At 42.3% G+C, this 20,220-nt stretch carries 19 protein-coding genes; 9 read left to right on the plus strand and 10 right to left on the minus strand.

The annotated features are described in order from the left end of the window. Nucleotides 1-60: 60 nt before the first annotated feature. On the plus strand, nucleotides 61-1,602 hold the full coding sequence (locus FSB76_RS00660) for a L,D-transpeptidase scaffold domain-containing protein (protein WP_225976374.1): 1,542 nt from the start codon (nucleotides 61-63) through the stop codon (nucleotides 1,600-1,602). Nucleotides 1,603-1,657: 55 nt separating this feature from the next. On the opposite strand, the gene FSB76_RS00665 is transcribed toward FSB76_RS00660, so the two are convergent. From FSB76_RS00665 to FSB76_RS00675, 3 genes are all read right to left on the minus strand, one after another. Beyond that, nucleotides 1,658-2,443 carry a murein L,D-transpeptidase catalytic domain family protein gene (locus tag FSB76_RS00665; protein WP_147051690.1) on the minus strand — a complete coding sequence of 262 codons (786 nt, stop codon included), beginning with the start codon at nucleotides 2,441-2,443 and terminating at the stop codon, nucleotides 1,658-1,660. 220 nt (nucleotides 2,444-2,663) lie between these two features. Continuing rightward, nucleotides 2,664-3,245, minus strand: a complete 582-nt coding sequence (locus FSB76_RS00670; RefSeq protein WP_147051691.1) for a nitroreductase family protein — start codon at nucleotides 3,243-3,245, stop codon at nucleotides 2,664-2,666. 143 nt (nucleotides 3,246-3,388) lie between these two features. Further along, nucleotides 3,389-5,821, minus strand: a complete 2,433-nt coding sequence (locus tag FSB76_RS00675; protein ID WP_147051692.1) for an alpha-ketoacid dehydrogenase subunit alpha/beta — start codon at nucleotides 5,819-5,821, stop codon at nucleotides 3,389-3,391. Nucleotides 5,822-5,957: 136 nt separating this feature from the next. On the opposite strand from FSB76_RS00675, the gene FSB76_RS00680 reads away from it, so the two are divergent. After that, nucleotides 5,958-6,356 carry a DUF1573 domain-containing protein gene (locus FSB76_RS00680; protein WP_090650036.1) on the plus strand — a complete coding sequence of 133 codons (399 nt, stop codon included), beginning with the start codon at nucleotides 5,958-5,960 and terminating at the stop codon, nucleotides 6,354-6,356. A 160-nt stretch (nucleotides 6,357-6,516) separates the two neighbouring features. Then, nucleotides 6,517-7,743 carry a pyridoxal phosphate-dependent aminotransferase gene (locus FSB76_RS00685; protein ID WP_147051693.1) on the plus strand — a complete coding sequence of 409 codons (1,227 nt, stop codon included), beginning with the start codon at nucleotides 6,517-6,519 and terminating at the stop codon, nucleotides 7,741-7,743. An 85-nt stretch (nucleotides 7,744-7,828) separates the two neighbouring features. Here FSB76_RS00685 and FSB76_RS00690 read toward each other — a convergent pair whose 3' ends face one another. Then, nucleotides 7,829-8,674 (minus strand): isocitrate lyase/PEP mutase family protein, encoded by an 846-nt coding sequence (locus FSB76_RS00690; RefSeq protein ID WP_147051694.1) that lies wholly within the window; start codon nucleotides 8,672-8,674, stop codon nucleotides 7,829-7,831. A gap of 161 nt (nucleotides 8,675-8,835) precedes the next feature. On the opposite strand from FSB76_RS00690, the gene FSB76_RS00695 reads away from it, so the two are divergent. Next, nucleotides 8,836-9,426, plus strand: a complete 591-nt coding sequence (locus tag FSB76_RS00695; protein ID WP_147051695.1) for a DUF4202 domain-containing protein — start codon at nucleotides 8,836-8,838, stop codon at nucleotides 9,424-9,426. Between the two features lie 152 nt (nucleotides 9,427-9,578). Then, a complete protein-coding gene (locus FSB76_RS00700) occupies nucleotides 9,579-9,971 on the plus strand; it encodes a VOC family protein (RefSeq protein ID WP_147051696.1) in 393 nt (130 codons plus the stop codon). On the opposite strand, the gene FSB76_RS00705 is transcribed toward FSB76_RS00700, so the two are convergent. The 5 genes from FSB76_RS00705 to FSB76_RS00725 form a co-directional block, all read right to left on the minus strand. Beyond that, entirely contained in the window at nucleotides 9,942-10,859 is a 918-nt protein-coding gene (locus tag FSB76_RS00705; protein ID WP_147051697.1) for a zinc ribbon domain-containing protein, read from the minus strand. The genes FSB76_RS00700 and FSB76_RS00705 overlap by 30 nt on opposite strands. A 14-nt stretch (nucleotides 10,860-10,873) precedes the next feature. Beyond that, complete coding sequence (locus tag FSB76_RS00710) at nucleotides 10,874-11,374, minus strand: hypothetical protein (RefSeq protein WP_147051698.1); 501 nt, start codon at nucleotides 11,372-11,374, stop codon at nucleotides 10,874-10,876. A gap of 372 nt (nucleotides 11,375-11,746) precedes the next feature. Continuing rightward, nucleotides 11,747-12,871, minus strand: coding sequence for a hypothetical protein (locus FSB76_RS00715; RefSeq protein WP_147051699.1), 1,125 nt, complete (start codon nucleotides 12,869-12,871; stop codon nucleotides 11,747-11,749). Further along, the gene (locus FSB76_RS00720; RefSeq protein ID WP_147051700.1) at nucleotides 12,872-13,327 is read right to left on the minus strand and encodes a tetratricopeptide repeat protein; all 456 of its coding nucleotides are present in this window, start codon (nucleotides 13,325-13,327) and stop codon (nucleotides 12,872-12,874) included. A 12-nt stretch (nucleotides 13,328-13,339) separates the two neighbouring features. Then, entirely contained in the window at nucleotides 13,340-14,332 is a 993-nt protein-coding gene (locus tag FSB76_RS00725; RefSeq protein WP_147060797.1) for an SPFH domain-containing protein, read from the minus strand. A 188-nt stretch (nucleotides 14,333-14,520) separates the two neighbouring features. Here FSB76_RS00725 and FSB76_RS00730 point away from each other — a divergent pair, with 188 nt between their 5' ends. The 3 genes from FSB76_RS00730 to FSB76_RS00740 all read left to right on the plus strand — a co-directional run bounded on the left by FSB76_RS00730 (nucleotide 14,521) and on the right by FSB76_RS00740 (nucleotide 16,662). After that, complete coding sequence (locus FSB76_RS00730; protein WP_147051701.1) at nucleotides 14,521-14,901, plus strand: hypothetical protein; 381 nt, start codon at nucleotides 14,521-14,523, stop codon at nucleotides 14,899-14,901. A gap of 120 nt (nucleotides 14,902-15,021) precedes the next feature. After that, on the plus strand, nucleotides 15,022-15,207 hold the full coding sequence (locus FSB76_RS00735; protein WP_147051702.1) for a hypothetical protein: 186 nt from the start codon (nucleotides 15,022-15,024) through the stop codon (nucleotides 15,205-15,207). A 24-nt stretch (nucleotides 15,208-15,231) separates the two neighbouring features. Next, entirely contained in the window at nucleotides 15,232-16,662 is a 1,431-nt protein-coding gene (locus FSB76_RS00740) for an MBL fold metallo-hydrolase RNA specificity domain-containing protein (RefSeq protein WP_225976375.1), read from the plus strand. Between the two features lie 105 nt (nucleotides 16,663-16,767). Here the strand turns inward: FSB76_RS00740 and queD are convergent, their stop codons facing one another. Beyond that, nucleotides 16,768-17,124 carry a 6-carboxytetrahydropterin synthase QueD gene (gene queD, locus FSB76_RS00745; protein WP_147051703.1) on the minus strand — a complete coding sequence of 119 codons (357 nt, stop codon included), beginning with the start codon at nucleotides 17,122-17,124 and terminating at the stop codon, nucleotides 16,768-16,770. Nucleotides 17,125-17,523: 399 nt separating this feature from the next. On the opposite strand from queD, the gene mgtA reads away from it, so the two are divergent. After that, on the plus strand, nucleotides 17,524-20,079 hold the full coding sequence (gene mgtA / locus FSB76_RS00750; RefSeq protein ID WP_147051704.1) for a magnesium-translocating P-type ATPase: 2,556 nt from the start codon (nucleotides 17,524-17,526) through the stop codon (nucleotides 20,077-20,079). Nucleotides 20,080-20,220: the final 141 nt, after the last annotated feature.

Consider the following 20,220-nt stretch of genomic DNA (forward strand, 5'->3'; position numbering starts at 1 on the left):
TGCAGCGGTTGTGGTATGGCAATTGCTATTAATGAGCTATATTTAACAGAATTTATCCGTATGCCTCCCGTCACGACAAACAAACAAACACTTTCCATTATACTTATTTCCTTTTTTGCTTTATTGTTAACCATACAAAGCTGTAAAGAAAAGCATAATAAAATAGCCACTAATCTTTTTAAAGCAACACAAAACAAGGTTTTTAAAGATCTTGACGACGACGCATATATCGCTGTATTCAAAAAAGAATTGGGGGATGAAAAATTAAAGTTATCCAACGAGCCTGCCATTGAGGCTTATTATAAGGCCAATAATTACCTGCCCGTATTTGTAATGAACCACCTGGCCAACGGCGACCTGGATGCGATACCTGATTTTTACAGTAAAGCTGATGAACACGGCATTGATCCTGAATTATTTCATCCCGGAGAACTAAAGGCTATGATTGCCAAATTTCATGACAAAACCAGTATTAGTAATACCGACGAAGCTTATCATGAGCTTGCTAAACTGGAACTGCTGACAACCAGCACCCTTACAAAATACGCCAATGCCGTACAATTTGGCGTGGTTAACCCCAAAAAAATCTATTCAAGATATTTTACTGCTACCAAACACCCCGACAGCGTATCAATGAAAGCCACATTGATGGCTGCAGATACTAAGGCGTACCTGGATAGCATACAACCTAAAGACCCTCAGTACCTTGCGCTTCAAAAAGCGTACCTGCACGGCGATACGTTTGACGGTTTATCAAAGGAAGAAACCCAACGGTATCTGTTGGTTAATATGGAACGTTTACGTTGGCGAAATAAACCATATGAGCCCAAATATGTATATGTAAACATCCCTGATTACAGGCTTGATGTTTTTGAAAATGGAAAATCGATACTAAATATGAAGGTTTGTGTTGGGCAAGGCCGAAACATGGACGGACAAAACAGTTTGGGTAAATATGATGATACCTGTGCAATTGATAAACCATTCCCGCGCGAAACGCCTCAGTTAAACAGCCTCATTCACAGCGTAGACGTAAACCCGGTATGGAATATACCACGCAGCATAGCTACAAAGGAAATTATTATAGAAGCTGCCAAAGACAGGTATTACCTATCTAACAAGAACATTGATGTATATAAAGATGGAAAACTGATTGATGATCCCGAAGATATTGATTGGACTTCTGTTACTAAAGATAACCTTGACTATGATTTTAAACAACGCCCTGGTGAGGACAATTCTTTAGGCAAAATCAAATTCCTGTTTAAAAACAAAAGCAGCGTTTACCTGCATGATACTCCTGCAAAATTCGCATTCGGAAAAGCCATGCGGGCCGTAAGCCATGGTTGTGTACGCCTTGGAGACCCACAGGCACTTGCCAAAAATCTTTTTGGCGAAGGCGAAGATTTTGATACCATTGTAGCAGACATGGCTGCTGATAATCCCGACCCCACCAGCATAGCCTTGCCCAAAAAAACACCCATATATATTACTTATGTTACCTGTTGGGCTGATGAAGGCGGCACATTGCAATACCGGCAGGATGTATACGGCCTGGATATCGTGTTATATGATCACCTGAAAAAATTCCTGAGCAAATAAAAAATGCCCGGCTGGTTGGGCCGGGCAATCAGATTTATAATTGGATAGGCTATATTTATAGCTTTGCTATATCAAAAGATGTAGAATCGGCTGCTACCTGGTTTAAAGGTGCCGTTTCATCCAGGTATTTTGATGTGTAAGTTTCGTCGTTACCGTTTATAAACAGCACCGATTTACCCTGGATAGTATTGATTACAAAATCAACAACATTTGGTGCTACCGCCGGGCAGCCAAAACTGCGGCCTAAACGCCCTTGCTGGTCAATAGCACTTTGCCCAACGTACTTTGCCGCATGAACTACAATATCGCGAAAACGGGCGCTGGCATTGAAACCAGAATCTAAACCATCCAAATGCAACGAGCGGCCATGTTTGCCCATATAAACATTATCGGTAAGATAAAAGCCCAGGCTGCTTTGGTGCGAGTCGTTACGATCAGAAAAATGCTCGGCCATTTCCATCCCACTTCCTGATCCATGAGCTACCCAGGTGTTTAACAACAATTGCTTACTGAATAAATTAACAATCCACATGCGTTTCTCGCGACTCGATTTACTAAAATCGACTATAGTTAGCACCGCGCTATTTTCGGGAATTTTATGCGATAATTTCAGATTGGTATAACCTGTAAAGGCTTTTTCGAATACATCAAAAGCTAACCCCGATCCTTGTAACCCCGCTGCCACATACAGGCTGTTTACGTACTGGTTGAATAATTCCTTTGCAGCAAGACCAGAATTTACTCCTCCGTTTGATTTGTTAGCACCCGGCGATCTCCAGCTAATAACTGTTGCAGAAAATAAAAGAACCGCCAATATTAAGCCCCAAAAACATTTCCTCATACTTGTGTTGAGTTTAATTTTGAATCAATAAGTTAAATTAACAAAGGCTTAGAATTAATAAGTTGACCGGCATTAGGAACCAGACAATTACAAATGTATAAATTTCTATCTAATTAAAAAATCATTTTCAACATTTATTTAGTTATAATGAAATTTTATTTCAATAAAAGAAACAACAATACCATGTTATACGTGGCGGATAATAGAAAGGTTGGGGAATTTATTTAACCCATTTAACTTTATTTTCGAGTGGAATGGTTCTTTTTCCTTCAGGGTTTTGATCAGCGTAACCCAAATACAGTACGCCCATTACCTGATCCTCATCCCGCAACTGCAAAAAGTCTTTAAAAGCCGGTTTTAATATGGCGCCTCCCGTGCTCCAAAATGATGCCATACTTAAGGCTGTAGCGCCGAGCAGGATATTTTGAATAGCGCTGGAAACGGCGGCCACCTCCTCAAAAGCGGGAATTTTTAGCAGGCTACCCCTCTCCATAACAGCGATAATAACGTGGGACGCTTTATCGCCCTGGTGTTGCAAATTGGTGTACACCGTTTCATTAAATTCTTCGGCGCTTACCCCTTGCTTGTAAACGTCAGCATGTATCTGGCAAAACATAGTTGGGTCTTCATATACAATGAAGCGCCACGGTTCGGTAAAGCCGTGTGTTGGCGCCCAATCAGCAAGTTCAAGCAGTGCGGCAACATGCCCATTTGGAGCTTTGTTCCCGTTCATCACAACCGGTTTAACCGAGCGGCGCGTTTTTATAATACTGGCAATAGTGGCAAAAGAATTAGAATCCATGGTGGTGGAGAATCAAGAGTTAAGAATCAGGAATTAAGACAAAAAATTTAAAACATTTAAGCAAGAGAAAATCAAAAAGAGTCAAAAACAGATAAATCACCTTTGCATTCTCTTGGTTCCTGACTCTTAATTCTTGACTCTGCTTAATATATCGGCGGAAATTTAGCCGGGTTTGCCTCACTTACAATGGCGTAAACAGCTTCAACAATATCATCAAGGGATGGTTTGCTAAAGTAGTCGCCGTCTGAACCATATGGCGGCCGGTGCTCTTTCGCAGTCAATGTGCGCGGCTGGCTATCTAACGAGTAATAACCCTTCTGGGCTTCAATTATCCGCTGAACAATATAAGCTGATGCGGCGCCAGGTACGTCCTCATCAACAACCAGTAGTTTATTTGTTTTTTTTAATGATGTACCGCAAAGGTTCTCCTTGTCAAACGGATATAAAGTTTGTGGGTCGATAACCTCAATATTGATACCCATTTTTTCCAGCTCCTGGGCGGCTTCTAAAACAATGCGCAAGGTTGAGCCATACGATACTACGGTAACATCGGTACCTTCCCTCATAATTTCGGCTTTGCCAAGCGGCACGGTAAACTCGCCAACATTTTCAGGAAGTTTTTCTTTCAGGCGATAGCCGTTTAGGCTTTCGATAACCAATGCAGGTTCATCGCCGCGCAACAGCGTGTTGTACATCCCTGCCGCCTGTGTCATATTCCGGGGCACGCAAATATGAAACCCGCGCATCGATCCCAATATCATCCCCAGGGGCGAGCCCGAATGCCAGATACCTTCCAGGCGGTGTCCGCGGGTGCGTATAATCAGCGGCGCTTTTTGCCCGCCGAAAGTACGATAACTAAGGCTGCCAATATCGTCGCAGATAACAGTGATCGCGTATATCAGGTAATCAAGGTATTGAATCTCGGCAATTGGTTTTAATCCGCGCATGGCCAAGCCCATACCCTGGCCAATGATAGAGGTTTCACGGATACCGGTATCGGTTATTCGTAAATCGCCGTACTTACTTTGCAGGCCTGCAAATCCCTGGTTTACATCTCCTATGGCGCCTACGTCTTCGCCAAATGCCACAATGGTTTTATCCCTGGCAAAATTGGCATCAAAGCAGGCATTCAAAACTTCGCGTCCATCTATAGAGCGCGCGTTATCGCTATAGACAGCAGGCACAACAGGCACATAAAGAGGCGATTGTGGCGTATCAGAAAACAGCTTTGTGTTATACCGCCCATTGGCTTTTACTTTTTCGGCATTTAACCAATTTACCAGCAATTGCCTTTCCGCCGAGGCTTCTTTTGCCGTAGCCCTCAAAGTTTTTCTCACGGCCGAAACAATTTCCTTACGGCCTGCATCATAGCTTTTGCGCAATTCGGCCACTATCTCTGTCAATTGTTCTTTTACCGAAACACCTTCGGCGTATTGCTCAATCATTTTGGCAGCATCTTCCAATTCGGCATTAATCAAGGTTACTAACTCTCCTGCTGCTTCGCGTTGGCAGTCGCGTACATATTTTTTCGCCTCTGCTTCTAATTCATCCAGTTCTTGTTCGGTTGAAATGGCCGAAGCAATCATCCATTGGCGCATTTTCAGCAAGCAATCGTGCTCATCTTCCCAAGCCAGGCGGTCTTTTGATTTATATCGTTCATGTGAACCCGAGGTTGAGTGGCCTTGTGGCTGGGTCATCTCGGTAACGTGGATAAGCACCGGAACATGCTCCTCACGGCATAAAGTAATGGCACGGGCATAGGTTTCACAAAGGGCTATATAATCCCAGCCTTTTACCTTAAAAATCTCGAAGCCGTTTGAACCATTCTCGCGCTGAAAACCTTTTAATATTTCAGAAATATCTTCTTTAGTAGTCTGTAGTTTAGCTGGAACCGATATTGCATAAGCATCATCCCAAATAGAAATTGCCATGGGTACCTGCAACACGCCGGCGGCGTTAAAGCATTCAAAAAAAACACCTTCGGATGTGGCGCCATTGCCTATAGTGCCAAAGGCAACCTCGTTACCATTAACCGAAAATTGTTTGAGATATTCCAGTTCCTTATTTTGGCGGTATAGTTTTGAAGCATAAGCCAGCCCCAGCAATCGCGGCATATGGCCACCGGTGGTTGATATATCCGATGAGCAATTCATCGTTTCGGCCTGGTTTATCCAACTGCCATCGGCATTAACAAAACGGGTAGCGTAGTGGCAGTTCATTTGACGGCCAGCCGAGGCCGGATCTTTTTCTACATCAGGGTGGGCATAAAGCTGGGCAAAAAATTCCCTGAGGTTGCTCATGCCCGTGGCAAACATAAAAGTTTGGTCGCGGTAATAGCCTGCACGCCAATCGCCGGCGCGGAATGCTTTGGCCATGGCCAGCTGTGCAACTTCTTTGCCATCGCCAAAAATACCAAACTTGGCCTTGCCCGTTAATACCTCTTTACGGCCTATAATACTGGCTTGTCTGCTCTCATAACCAATACGATAATCTTCAATAACGATCTTTTTAAAATCATCAAAACTAAGCTCTGCGGTATCAAATTTACTGGTGGCACGAATTGCAGTTCCAGGCATATAAAATTTCGTTTAGACGGTAAAATTATAAAATTCTATTCTGTATTTGGTATAGTAACACTTAAAACATGAAGTATTGCTAATAGTTTTGTTATTACGTTAAACCTTTTATATTTGTAATAATCAAATATAGCATATGAAAAAGATATTAATGATCTGCGCAGTTGTTTTAGGTTTTGCCTTCACTGCATCGGCACAAGATAACCAAAAAGCCGAGTTTAAATTCAACGAAGAAAAGCACGACTTTGGTAAAGTACCCCAGGGAACACCTGTTACTACTGTTTTTGAATTTACAAACATTGGTAAAGAGCCACTTATACTTACGGAAGTAAGGCCAACCTGCGGCTGTACCATTGCCGATTATACCAAAACGCCTGTAAAAAGCGGTGATAAAGGTTTAATTAAAATCACTTACAATGCTGCAGTAGCTGCCCCGTTTAACAAAACCATTGTAGTTAAATCAAATGCGGTTACGCCCGAAAAGTACTTGAATATTATAGGCGAGGTTATTGCCAAACCAGCTTCAAGCAAATAAACAGCCCCCCAAAGCCTCCCCGAAAGGGAGGACTTAAAAAAATATTGAACACCGCTATGCGGTGTTTTTTTTTGCATTTTGAAATTCAACTGACAATAATTAAAACGAATCCGGCCTTTATCTGCTTTCGGGGGCGGATTTTTTTTTAGTAATTTTGCACATGCCAAAAATATCTCAGAAAGGGCAGCGAATGCCCGCATCTCCTATTCGTAAATTAACACCTTATGCTGATCAGGCTAAGCTGGAAGGCAAAAAAGTGTACCATTTAAATATTGGGCAGCCAGATATTGAAACGCCTGAAGGCATGTTAAATGCCATTAAAAACATTGATTTTAAAGTTTGGGCTTATACCCCATCCGAGGGTACTTTAAGCTATCGCAAAAAGCTTACAGAATACTACAATAAACTGGGTTACAATATTACCCCGGATAATATCATTGTAACCACCGGCGGTTCGGAAGCCATTACCATTGCCATGATGGCCTGTTTAGATTCGGGCGACGAGGTAATCATCCCGGAGCCTTTTTATGCCAATTACAATGGATTTGCAAGCCAGAGCGATATTGTGGTAAAACCTATCCTATCTTACATTGATAACGGATTTGCCCTGCCCCCTATCAGCGAATTTGAAAAGCTCATTACTGATAAAACCAAAGCTATTATCATTTGCAATCCTAACAATCCAACGGGATACCTATACTCGCAGGAAGAACTGGAGGCATTAAAGGAATTGTGCTTAAAGTATGACCTTTACCTGTTTTCGGACGAGGCCTACCGCGAGTTTTGCTACGATGGCCGTAAATTTATTTCGCCTATGCATTTAGATGGGTTGGATGATAACGTGGTGGTTATGGATACCGTAAGCAAGCGTTACAGCGCATGCGGCGCCCGTTTAGGCTGCCTGATTACTAAAAATGCAGCATTACGTACGGCAGCATTAAAATTTGCCCAGGCCCGTTTGAGTGCAGGCATGGTTGAACAAATTGCCGGCGAGGCCGCCGTTGATACGCCCGATGAATATTTTGAGGCCGTAAATAAAGAGTATACCAGCAGGAGAAATACCCTGGTAACCGCCTTAAATAATATTGATGGCGTTTACTGTCCTAATCCTGGCGGCGCATTTTATGTAGTGGCCCAGCTGCCTATTGACAATGCCGATAAGTTTTGCCAATGGATGCTGGAAACCTTCAGTTACAACAATCAAACTGTAATGATGGCACCCGCAACAGGTTTCTACAGTACACCGGGTGCCGGCACAAATGAAGTACGCATGGCCTATGTACTCAATAATGACGACTTAAAAAGCGCCATGATTTGTTTGGAGGAGGCATTGAAGGTTTATCCCGGAAAGGTAGAAGCTACGGAGCAGCTTGCCGCTAAAAATTAGCGATTTTCAGTTCGCATTTATTTTATAATACTTTACAACAAAACCTGGCTTACCGCCGGGTTTTGTTGCTTAACAAGATTGTTTTTTAACGCTCCCCGAATAATTTATTCAAATTGCCATATGGTGTTGCATGGTCGGCATAGCTAAAAGTACCGTGTTGAAGTATCTCTTCTGCCGCCCGGAAAACCGCCCCATAAGCTGCCCTAATGAGCGATGACCCGATGCTCACCCGTTTCACTCCAATATCTTCGAGCATATTTAACGAAAAGCTACTGCCCGACAGGCCCATAACTACATTAACCGGAAGTGGTGCTACCGCCTTAACTACAGCCTCAATTTCCTGGCGCGTTTTAAGGCCGGGCGCAAATAACACATCGGCGCCGGCATCGGCAAAAGCCACAAGCCGTGCGATAGTATCCTTTAAGTCGGGCCGGCCGTATATCAAATTTTCGGCCCTTGCGGTTAGCGTGAATGGATGCGACTGATTTCTGGCAGCCTTTACGGCGGCCTTCACCCGTTCAACAGCCAATGCAAACGGGTAAATGGGATCGGCCGGATTGCCGGTGGCATCTTCAATAGAACCTCCTGCTAAACCGATATTTGCAGCAAGGTTAATCGTTTCAGCACAAACCATCGGGTCGTCGCCGTAACCATTTTCCAGGTCGGCAGATACGGGTAAACTGGTAGCGGAAATAATGCCTTTTGCATTCTGCAGGGTTTCTTCCCGGGTAACTGAAGCATGCCCGTCTGGCTTAGCCAATGAAAAGGCAACTCCGGCACTTGTTGTAGCAAGCGCCTTAAATCCCAATGTTTCCAAAATCATTGCCGATCCCACGTCCCAGGGATTAGGGGCTACAAAAATACCTGCCCTTTGATGCAGCATTTTAAACTCATTGGCCCTGGCTTCAAATAAATTTGCTGTAGATTTCATACGATTATTGGTTATTGGATAACAGCAAATCTATTGGATATTTATGATTTGGGGCATTACTATTTAAACATGGCAGTTTAAGCTTGGATGAGCAAGAGCTGCAATTTATTCCTTTTTAAAAAAATTGACAGCATTTTAAATATTTAACTTATTTTCAACCAATGAGTAAACTAAACAAGGCTTTTGAGCTATTTGACGCTTATAACAAGCAAGATCCCCGTGGCTTTACCTGGGAGGGTGTAACTGAGCCGCAGGAATACTTTTTTGCCATTAAATTATATGAATGGGTTTCAAAATTAGATCCTGATGCTGGTGAAGAGTTGCTATTGGCATCCCGAAGTCAGCACATTGGCAGGTGGGAAATTCCGCGTGAAGATTATCCTGAAGGACGTGAGCCATACCTGAAATGGCGCAAAGACCTGGCCCTGCACCATGCCACCATTGCAAGCCGTTTAATGAAAGATGCTGGTTATGGTAATGAGACATCAGATCGGGTTGAACAAATAATCCTAAAAAAACGAATTAAGGTTGACGCTGATGTACAAACCATGGAGAATGCACTTTGCCTGGTATTCCTGCAATTACAATACGAAGAATTCAGAAAAAAATACATGGATGATCCTGAGAAAATCATAAATATTCTTCGGAAATCATTATTAAAAATGGACAGTCACGGGCATCAGTTCGCACTAAAATTGCCGTATTCAGAAAACGGATTAGCGTTGATTAATGAGGCCTTAAGCAGGTTGTAATTAATTTTATGGACCGGCAGGTTTATAAACACTCCCAATGATGACGCCTTATAAAATAAAGGTGACTATTTTGTTTTGTATCTGTTTTTTGAATTACCGATATTGGAAATAAAAACAAGGCTGCTTTTTCTCCAACTTAACAACGTAAAACGATGTCAAAGCTTTACTTCATTTCGCCTTTTTTTATTGTTTCCGATGTAACTGATTCGGTTGATTTCTATGTAACTAAACTGGGCTTTGAAGTGCGATACATGGGGCCAGAGGGTGATCCGTTTTTTGCTATGGTTGGCCGCGGACCCGTTTCCTTAATGCTAAAGGCCATTACACCCGACATAAAACCCATGCCTAACCCTACCCGGCACGAATGGGCCGCCTGGGACGCATATATTTCTACCGAAGATCCTGATGCCTTATTTGAAGAATTCAGCCGGGCCGATATAACGTTCCGAAAACCCATACACAACAATGGCGACGGGTTGCGCGGGTTTGAAGTGACAGACGCCGATGGCTATGTTTTATTTTTTGGAAGGCCTATCGTAGCCTAAAAGTAGCCCTTTATAAATTTGAAGCTGCCTTTTTAGCGCTGCCTGTTGTGTGCGGGTTACAGTTACAACATCATAGTATTTATCGCCATCGTATCTAACCTTTGCTTTTTTTGAAATAGCTATTCTTACCAGCATGGAAAGGTTCGGCTCCGGGACTTCTTCATCGCTCCATTCCCATATCGCTCCATCGCCGCTATCTCTTTTAAAATCAGGTGCGTAATCAAAATTTTCGCCACCAGCATTAAAGGTCATATTTTTTATGAATAACCAATCCTTTGAGGTGTATTGAGTGGTAAACCTGAGTGTGTAACTGCTATCCTCCTTACTAATATAGGCGAATATGCCATTGATATTCACATAACGTGGAGAGCTTTGATCATAGATAAATGTATTGCCCGAAAACTGATCATGCTTTTTGCGCGCATTGCGATAAAGTTTTCTGAACGTTGCGGCATCCACTACAATTGGAGACAATTCCGTGGGTGCAAATTTCGCCGAAGCACCTTGTTTTCCTTCATTACTAACTGCTCCCGCGCTGTCTTTCTTCAACTTATTGACCAAGGCAGCGCTGTCAATGGCAGCCGAATCGGCTGTATTATTAGTGTTATTTTGAACCGCGTAATTATGGATTGTGGCTATCAGCCCTATTAACACAAGGACGCATATGATAATGACCGCTCCAGAATTAACGTTTTTTTCCTGTTGAACTGCTTGATTCACACGTGAAGTTTCAACAGGTTGGAAGGATTCTTCATCCTCATTTAATGGCGTGGCAGCTGGCGGGGCCTCATTTGTCGCGGTTTCAAATACGCTGCCACAGTAAGCACATTTTATAGCACTGCCCGTTTCATTTTCCAATTCCGCGCCACAGTTTTTACATTTATCCATTTAGCATATAATTACTATTTGCCAACTTGTGCTTTTCTTAATATCTTTTCGTCTACTATATACAGTATAGTATAAAAAGCAACAATTATCCCGAAGCGTATAAGCCAGTTGCGGTCAAATATTGGGCTAAAATATTTTTTATTATTACCCGCTACATCAATGGAAAATATGCGGCATACCGTGGCGCCAACAACATCCCATAAAAACCATACTATAGGTAAAAAGAAAAAAATTGGAGAAAGTGATGTTCTTATACGTCCATACCTTCTACCTTTTTCAACCCGTGCTGCATACATTTCACTTGTTTCACCTTCTTCACGGAGAATTATAGATGGATTTTTTTTATTCAATTCATCTAATTGCTTATCGGTTTCTGTTAGCAGGTCCTCGGCCTCTTTAATAGTTATTTTAAACTTTTCTGCTTTCTCACTGTAATAAGGGGTTCCGCAATACCCACACTGGTCACCATATTCATCCAATTCGGCGCCGCATCCTTTACATGTACCTAACTGCATATTCTTTTTATTTTATGTTAAATTCTGAATAGTTATTTATAGCTCTTTTGCGAGTTCGACAAAAGCTATCTTTTGGCCGATTTCGGATTCAATATTCAATGGCGTAATTATGGATTGTGGCTATCAGCCCTATCAAAACAAGCACACATATGATGATTGCCCCAGAATTAATGTTTTTTTCCTGTCTGACTGCTCGATATACCCGTGAAGTTTCAATAGGCCGTAAGGCTTCTTCATCCTCGCTTAATGGCGCGGAAGCATGCGATTCCTCATTCATTGCGGTTTCAGCACATTTTATAGAAGTAGAAGTCCCGGCTTCCAGTTCGGCACCACAATTACTATATTTACTTAGTTTCCGGGAATCCATGAACTTTAACGTATTTGGCGAAATTGGATGGATTTCCTCCCCGATGCTAAAAGGTCGAGATTACTGCTCCGTACACGTGCAAGCGCGGCATAATAGTCTGCAACAGTCTTTTTATACAGTACTTTTGTCATCAATAACGGAAACAAGCCCAGAAAAAACGCGCCGCGTAACAACCAATAAAGCCCTACAGGCTCACTAAAAATGATGTTATTTAATGAATGATTCTTAAAGTCAAAATAATCTCCGGCGAATGCTGTCAATGCAGCGCGCAAAACCAGAACACCAAACCAAAGCCCTAAGCCGATTAGCAGGTATTTTTTATAAACCTTCGACCGTTGAGGAGGTTCGAAGTTGGCGTCATCCGGCCTCTTGCCGTTTAGTTCCCCTGTCACATCGTCCATGTAAATAGCGTAATCATTTCCCCGATAATAATATACTGCCCGCCAGCCGGGGTAATAAAACTTACTGGCCGATTTAGCCTCATATTTTAAATAGTGCTGATGTTTATGGGTTGGGTCCGCATGATTAAGTTCACTATAAACCTGGCTGGCCGCTTTTAACTCGCCCAAATTGCCCCAGGCTTTTTGTTCCGGTTGGCTATCAGATAATTTAATACCCTCTGTTAGGGTAGCACTAACCGGAATGATTAGCTTTTTGTCGGCACGGCTGGCAAAACCCGCCAGGTGTTCTCCCTCAGCCTTACTTTCACCGCCGTAAACCGAAACTGAAAAATCGCCGTTAAGCGGAGTATTCTGAGTAAGTATTTTTCCGTTATTATCAATTGTGTTGTAATAACCGGTATAGGTACCACTAAACTGATAAAATGGAACATATATCTGCTCAACGGGGAGGAATTCCGCTTCGAATAACAGGTTGACGGGCGTTTTATCACCGGTGCTGAGAAACTTAATTACCGCATCCCTGAATTTTGAAAGGTCATTCCTGAAACGAATGCAGCCTGCATCAGGTGCCGGCCCGGTTGTTGAATGCTCAGTTGATTTATTCGTCTTAAAAGCGCTTCCACAATAGGGGCATTTATTGGTATTTGTTGTAAAATCGTATTCGAGGTTTGCTCCGCAATTGCTGCAAGCATTGCCGCCGCTGACGGGTTGTGTGGTAGCCGGTTCCATTTATTTAAGCTGTTCAAATGTTTGTATGGCTATCAGTCCCAGTTTTTTGTAGCTGATAGTTTCGTTCATTGCAGAGAAGACATATGCATCATCAAAATCACTGAGTATGGCCAATTCCGCTTTTGCTTCCTCAACTTTATTCAACCCCAGATAACAGTTGATGATAGAATAATGAGCTTTAGCGGCCGTACGGCCGAATTCCCTGGTATTATCATCCTGATAAATTGTGGCATCAGGATAGTCCTGAATGAGCTCGCGAAAGATAAGAATGGCGGACTTAAAGGAATTCATATGAAAATGGCAAAGCCCGGCATTATACAAGGCATCATCCGCCAGTTCATGATCTGGATAAAGCCTGGTAATAGCCATGAACTGCCTCATGGCGTCAAATAGTAATTGTTGCTGAACCAGTTGGCTGGCTGCAGCAAACAATTCATAAGGCTGACTATTCGTCATAAGTGGATAAGGTTATATAAGACTTAACAATTGTGCTTTCTTCTGATCAAACTCAGCCTGGGTGATAATTCCCAAATCCAGAAGACTTTTAATATCCTTAAGTTTTTCGATAGGTGATTTCTGTTCAGGCATCGAAGTATTTGGCTGTATAGCAGGCGCCATAGCCTGCTGAACCATCTGCGGCATCATAAAACCCATGCCCAACCCTACCCCACCGCCTACGGTTTGTCCTGCAATTCCGTTGACGTTATTTGCAGCATCCTGGATTGACATGGCCATTTTGTATTTCATAAATTCGTCCATATTACCCAGGGCCGACATGCCCGCTCGTTGATCAATCATCTCCTGAACTTCTTCAGGCACAGAAATTGAACCCACGTAAAAATTGTGCAGTGATAAACCGAGATCCTGAAAGTCGGGCTGTAACGCTGCTTTTACATTTTCGTTAATGGTATCATAAGCCGAGGGCAAATCCATCACCGATTGCGCTTGTTTTCCAAGTATTGCGGTTAGTTTAGATACAATAATATTTTTTAAGTAATCGGCAATATCAGCATCCTGGTACATGCCCATTGTACCTACTATTTGGTTTACAAACACCCGGGAGTCTGATATTTGGATGGTGTAATTACCAAACGCACGTAAGCGTACCATTTTCAGGTCGCGGTCAGCAAACAATATTGGCTCCTGCGTGCCCCACTTCAGATTGGTAAATAGTTTTTTATTGGTAAAATAAACCTCGGCGCGGAACGGTGAATTAGGGCCATAAGCAAAACTTGTAACCCATTTTGTGATTACCGGAAAATTACGCGTTTCCAGCATGTAACGTCCCGCCGCAAAAACGTCTACTACCTGGCCATCTCTGAAAAATATTGCTTCCTGTGTTTCGCGTACCGTTAGTTGCGCGCCCCATTTGATTTCTGTCGGTCCGTTATCCGGAATCCGTTTTACCATTACACTTCCTGAATTATCTAAAAACTCAAGAACTTCAACTAATTCAGGCATAAAAAATTGTGACAATGTTTAATGTTCAAGGCTAATATAAATTATTTATTTAAAAAGTAAGCATAATAAATGCACATACGTCAAAGACCAGATAGTTTGTAAACGCGGCAATTAATTAACGCTCAATATCACACATCAAAGTGCCTGATGTCATTTTTTATCCAAACATTGGTTCCTAATCTTGGTGTATGAAAAATATCAGCATAAAACATTTGAATTTTGCACATAACGCCTGGTTAAGAGGACTTGGCTTTTATGAGCTTGAGCTTGGCTTTTTACAGGAACGATTGGAGGAAATTGCTGGCGACAACACAGGAAAAGAGGTTTCGGAAAAAGTAGAATATTTTCAAAACCAATTAATTATCCACCGCGATTACCTGGATAATTTAAAGCATCGGATCCATAGTAATATGACTTCGCTGGAGCGCGAGCTAAAGACAACCTCAACATACGTTGATGAAGCAACCGTTATGGCATATAACCAGCTTGCGGAGGATTATTTTACTGAAGACAAGATGTTCATGGACCTTAGGAATGAATTCAACCGTTTCGCAACCGAGTGGATGTAACCCCGATAAATAAGCCGGCAAATTGATAAGCTATTATTTGGACTGCCGTTTCGTAAAATATGTTCAAATCCGATGCGCAAGGTTTTGCCGGGATTTATCATTTATAAAAGGGAATATGATATGAAAGATCAGCTAAAAAAAGCGAATAACCAGGGAGCGCCCATTTATGGAATGGGATTTATTGGTGCCCTGGTTTATTTCATAAATCATGCGGTTACATTTTGGGGCGGAATGTTGGGCGTAGTAAAGGCATTGGTATGGCCTGCCATTTTGATTTACAAATTGCTGGAAATGCTTAAAATGTAGTTGAATAACACACCCAAAAAGATCATGGAAGATATATCAAATAAAGTCATGCAAACCAGTACCGCGTCAGATGTTAAAAAATCGCCGGTCTACCTGCAATCCCTTGGTGCGGCAGGAACTGTAACGGGTTCAAAGCACCTCCTGATTACCCCGGACTTAAATATTCTTGTAGATTGTGGCCTATTCCAGGGCGTTAAAGCCTTACGGGAAAAAAATTGGGAACAGCCCCCGGTTAACCCCGCCGACATAGGTGCATTGATACTTACCCATGCACACCTGGATCATTGTGGTTATATTCCTTTGCTTGTAAAAAATGGCTACCGTAAAAAAATATACATGAGCCAACCAACCAGGGACCTGACAGAGCTGATATTGCGCGACTGCGCCAAATTACAGGAAGAAGATGCCGAAAAAGCAAACAAACATGGCTATTCTAAACATCAGCCGGCACAGCCGCTATATACCGTGGCTGATGTTGAAGCTGCGCTGCCCTATTTTAAAGTTTGTGCAATTCATGTAGCAATACGATTAAATGAACATATAAGCTTTAAATTTTATCCGAGCGGTCATATCCCGGGTGCCTGTTCTGTTAAAATAAGCTGCTATCAGAAAACCATAATTTTCTCGGGAGATATCGGCCGCAATGAGTCGGAACTATTGCCGGCGCCAGAACCTTTAAACGATGCCGATTTTGTGGTCATGGAATCAACCTACGGCGACCGGCTGCATGCAAAAACAGACGTTGCACTTGAAATGGCCATGATTATAAATGATACCATATTTAACAAAGGCAACATATTGATACCTTGTTTTGCCGTGGGCCGGGCCCAGGAAGTAATGCACCTCATATATCGCTTAAAAAAGCAAAAACAGATCCCGTCGGCAATTCCGGAATACCTGGACAGCCCCATGGCAGCTTCGGCAGGTAAAGTTTTGCAACATTACCCCGAATGGTTTAACATTGACGACAAGGAATGTGCTGCGATGTTCAGTGGCGTTACCATTAACCAGGATTATAAAAACACTGAGAAAATTATCCGCCGGAGAGGAAGTAAAATTGTAATGGCTGCCAGCGGCATGCTTACAGGCGGCAGGGTGTTGGAATATCTTAAGCATTATTTAGGGGATGCGCGCAATACCATCCTGCTTATCGGATTTCAGGCCGAGGGAACCCGTGGCAGGGCACTGCTTAATAAGGCCTACGAATTAAAGATACATGGAAAGTACTACCCCGTTAATGCACAGGTTAAAGAAATAGAAGGATTATCTGCACATGCCGATCAATTGGAACTGATAGCATGGCTAAAGCAATTTAAAAAATCACAACCACTGGTTTACCTTGTACATGGCGAGCCCTGCGCCCAGGAGGTACTTAGGGTAAAAATTAAAGATGAGTTGCAACTACAGGTAAAAATCATGAAGCAATACGAAAAAGAACTTTTATTTACGGTATAATACACATCATCATGGTGTGTATTATACCCCATGACTTAAAAAGACAACCTTAGCTACTTTGAGCTCATGATTATTAACCCCAATTAATTGATATGGGTCGCTGTCCTATTTGCCTTCATATATCACACCGGAAGTCGGCGTTTCTTTTAATTCTATACGTTTTAAAATTTGAAGCTGAGGGTAAATCTTTTGCCAAAGCCAAATGGCCAAATTTTCGGTGGTAGGATTTTCCAGGCCTTCGATATCATTCAGCAAACTATGGTCAAGTTGGGCTACTAACGGTTTCACAATAGCTTTCAGTTCAGTAAAATCCATCACCCAGCCATCTGATTCCAGAACTGCAGCTTCTAAAAAAATAGTCACTTGATAAGTATGGCCATGGAGTTTTTTACACTTATGGCCTTCAGGAACATTGGGTGAAAAATGTGCTGCATCAAAGGTAAATTGCTTATAAATAATCATCTTCAAAAATGGTATTTTGTATAGACAGGAAAAATGCCTGACATCATTCTCCTGCCTGACTCCCATCATTATTATTTTGCTGTAGCATTCAAAACAACTCAATAGCCCATCATTGTATTATGCCTTTAAGGATTAGCCAATAGCAGCAATACTAAGCTATGGTAACAAGGTTTTACTGATAACAAACAACCGGTTTTGTGACTCGTATCATATTTTCTACGCTTGTCATTTACAAACTTTGCCTTTAAAAATTGCAAACTGAATTTATGAAAATAACGCCGGTTAACAACAATGCTTCATCAACCAAAGCCAATAATTCTAAATTACCACCTGCTGTAGCATCCAGTTTACCAGCCGACATTTCAGTTGCTAACGTTTACTTTAATTAAACATTTAAAAGTGAAAAAAACAGCTGGTAGCAATATTGAATTTTGGCAGTGGGATAGCGCGTTTGCATTAAGCAAATTAAACAGCAGCTTGGTTGGCTTAACCGGCATACAGGTGGCAACCAAGCGTAAACAATATGGCCCTAATACCATAAAGAATAATGCGACTGCTTCAACATTGCTTTTATTTATTTCACAGTTCAAGAGTCCGATTACTATACTGCTTATAGCCGCGGCTTTGTTATCAGCCGGGCTGGGCGACGCTGCAGATACCTTAATCATCCTGGCAATCGTTTTAATCAGCAGCTTACTGGGTTTCTGGCAGGAAAAAGGCGCAGCCAACGCCGTTAGTCAGTTATTAAAACTGGTACAACTCAAGTGCGATGTGTTAAGAGACGGAAAAACCTGCGAAATTTCGCTTGAAGACGTTGTGCCCGGCGAAATAATATTACTATCGGCAGGTGATATTATTCCTGGCGACAGCCTGGTGCTCTCGTCGAAAGAACTGTTTGTTGACGAGGCTGCCTTTACAGGCGAAACTTTCCCTGTTGAAAAAAAATGTGGCGTTTTGCCCAACCAAACACCGCTTGCCAAAAGATATAATACACTATTTATGGGTGCACACGTTATCAGCGGGAAGGCAACGGCCCTGGTGATTAAAACCGGCAGGCAAACTGAATTCGGAAAGCTGGCAGCCGGGCTGCAAACCAAAGCTGCTGAAACCGATTTTGAGCGGGGAATCCGCAAGTTCGGCTACCTGCTGATGGAGTTTACATTGCTACTCGTTATTGTTATTTTTGGATTGAATGTATGGCTGCATAAGCCTGTACTTGATTCATTTATGTTTTCATTGGCCCTGGCTGTTGGCTTAACGCCACAACTGTTGCCGGCTATTATCAGTGTTAACCTGGCCGCGGGTGCAAGAAAAATGGCAAAAAAAAATGTGATTGTTAAAAGGCTTTCAGCGATCGAGGATTTTGGAAGCATGAACATACTCTGCTCTGATAAAACAGGCACCATTACTGCCGGTAAAGTAACCTTAAAAGACACCCTTGATTGCGCAGGCAAACACAGTAAAAAGGTTTTGCAATACGCCTGGCTAAATGCCTCGTTACAACAAGGTTTTCATAACCCCATCGATGAAGCAATCTGCAAGGCATACCAGCAGCCCGATAATGCACCAACGCTGCAAGCCGAAATCCCATACGATTTCATTCGCAAAAGATTAACGATACAGGTAATGCAGGATGCGCAAAGTACAGCTATTACCAAAGGAGCATTAAATGTCGTTCTGGCCATATGCTCGCAAATGGAAAGTAATGATGGATTGGTAAATATTTCGGCAGAAAACAAGGCATCCATTCTTCAACAATATCAACAATTTAGCGAAGCAGGCTACCGCACATTAGGTTTGGCATATAAACCTATGTCAAACAACGATTTAGTAACCAGGGATGACGAGAAGGATATGATCTTCCTGGGTTTCATTACCTTGTTCGATCCGCTTAAACCCGGCATAACCGACACCATCGCCCAACTATTTCAATTAGGGGTAAAGCTTAAGGTTATTACCGGCGATAATGCACTGATTGCCAAAAGTCTTGCGTTGCAAATTGGCCTTATCAATCCTAAAATATTAACAGGTTCTGAAATTCAAAAAATGAGCAATACTGCGCTGTTTCATGTGGCTCCACTCACGGATATTTTTGCAGAAGTAGAGCCTAATCAAAAAGAACGGATTATAAACCTGCTAAAAAAGGCAGGCAACGTAGTTGGGTTTATGGGCGATGGGATTAATGATGCACCGGCTCTGCACGCGGCCGATGTAGGAATTTCTGTTAACACTGCTGTTGACGTGGCGAAAGAAGCAGCCGCTATTGTATTACTCGACAGGACCCTGCAGGTGCTTATTGATGGCATTGTAGAAGGGCGCAAGACGTTTGCCAATACAATGAAATATATTTTCATGGCAACCAGCGCCAATTTTGGCAATATGTTCAGTATGGCAGGTGCTTCATTATTTTTGCCTTTTTTGCCTTTACTACCTAAGCAGGTATTGTTAACAAACCTGTTAACAGATTTCCCGGAGATGGCCATCGCGACGGATAAGGTAGATGATTCGCAGGTGCAAACCCCGCAACGCTGGGATATGCGTTTTATACGGCGTTTCATGGTTGCCTTTGGCCTGTTAAGTTCTGTTTTTGATTACCTTACTTTTGGTGTTTTACTTTTTGTTTTTCATGCCAATCAACAGGTATTTCAAACGGGCTGGTTTACGGAATCGGTTATTTCGGCTATTTTGATCGTATTGGTTGTACGTACCCGCCTGTCATTTTTCAGGAGCTTGCCAGGCAAATATTTACTAACTGCAACAATAGTAGTTCTATTGGTTGTGCTAATGATACCAGTTACACCTTTAATGACCTGGTTCAATTTCACCCGGTTACCAATAAGTTTTTATGGCTGGATGTTACTGATCGTTTTAAGTTATATTATCTCTGCCGAAGTAATCAAGCAATGGTTTTACCGAAGATGGCTCCGGGTACTGGCAAAAAAGAACAGTTTTTGATCTGTTATTTTATCGAGTCGTTGTGTATTGGCTCAAACGGAGCTCCCCGATTACCTGGGCACACCAGTGAGTTAATAAGAGATTACCTTTCAACATTCATACTAAATCGATGTTATTTAACTTGTTATAAAACACTACAAA

The sequence above is a fragment of the Mucilaginibacter ginsenosidivorax genome, from assembly GCF_007971525.1.
Taxonomy (GTDB): domain Bacteria; phylum Bacteroidota; class Bacteroidia; order Sphingobacteriales; family Sphingobacteriaceae; genus Mucilaginibacter; species Mucilaginibacter ginsenosidivorax.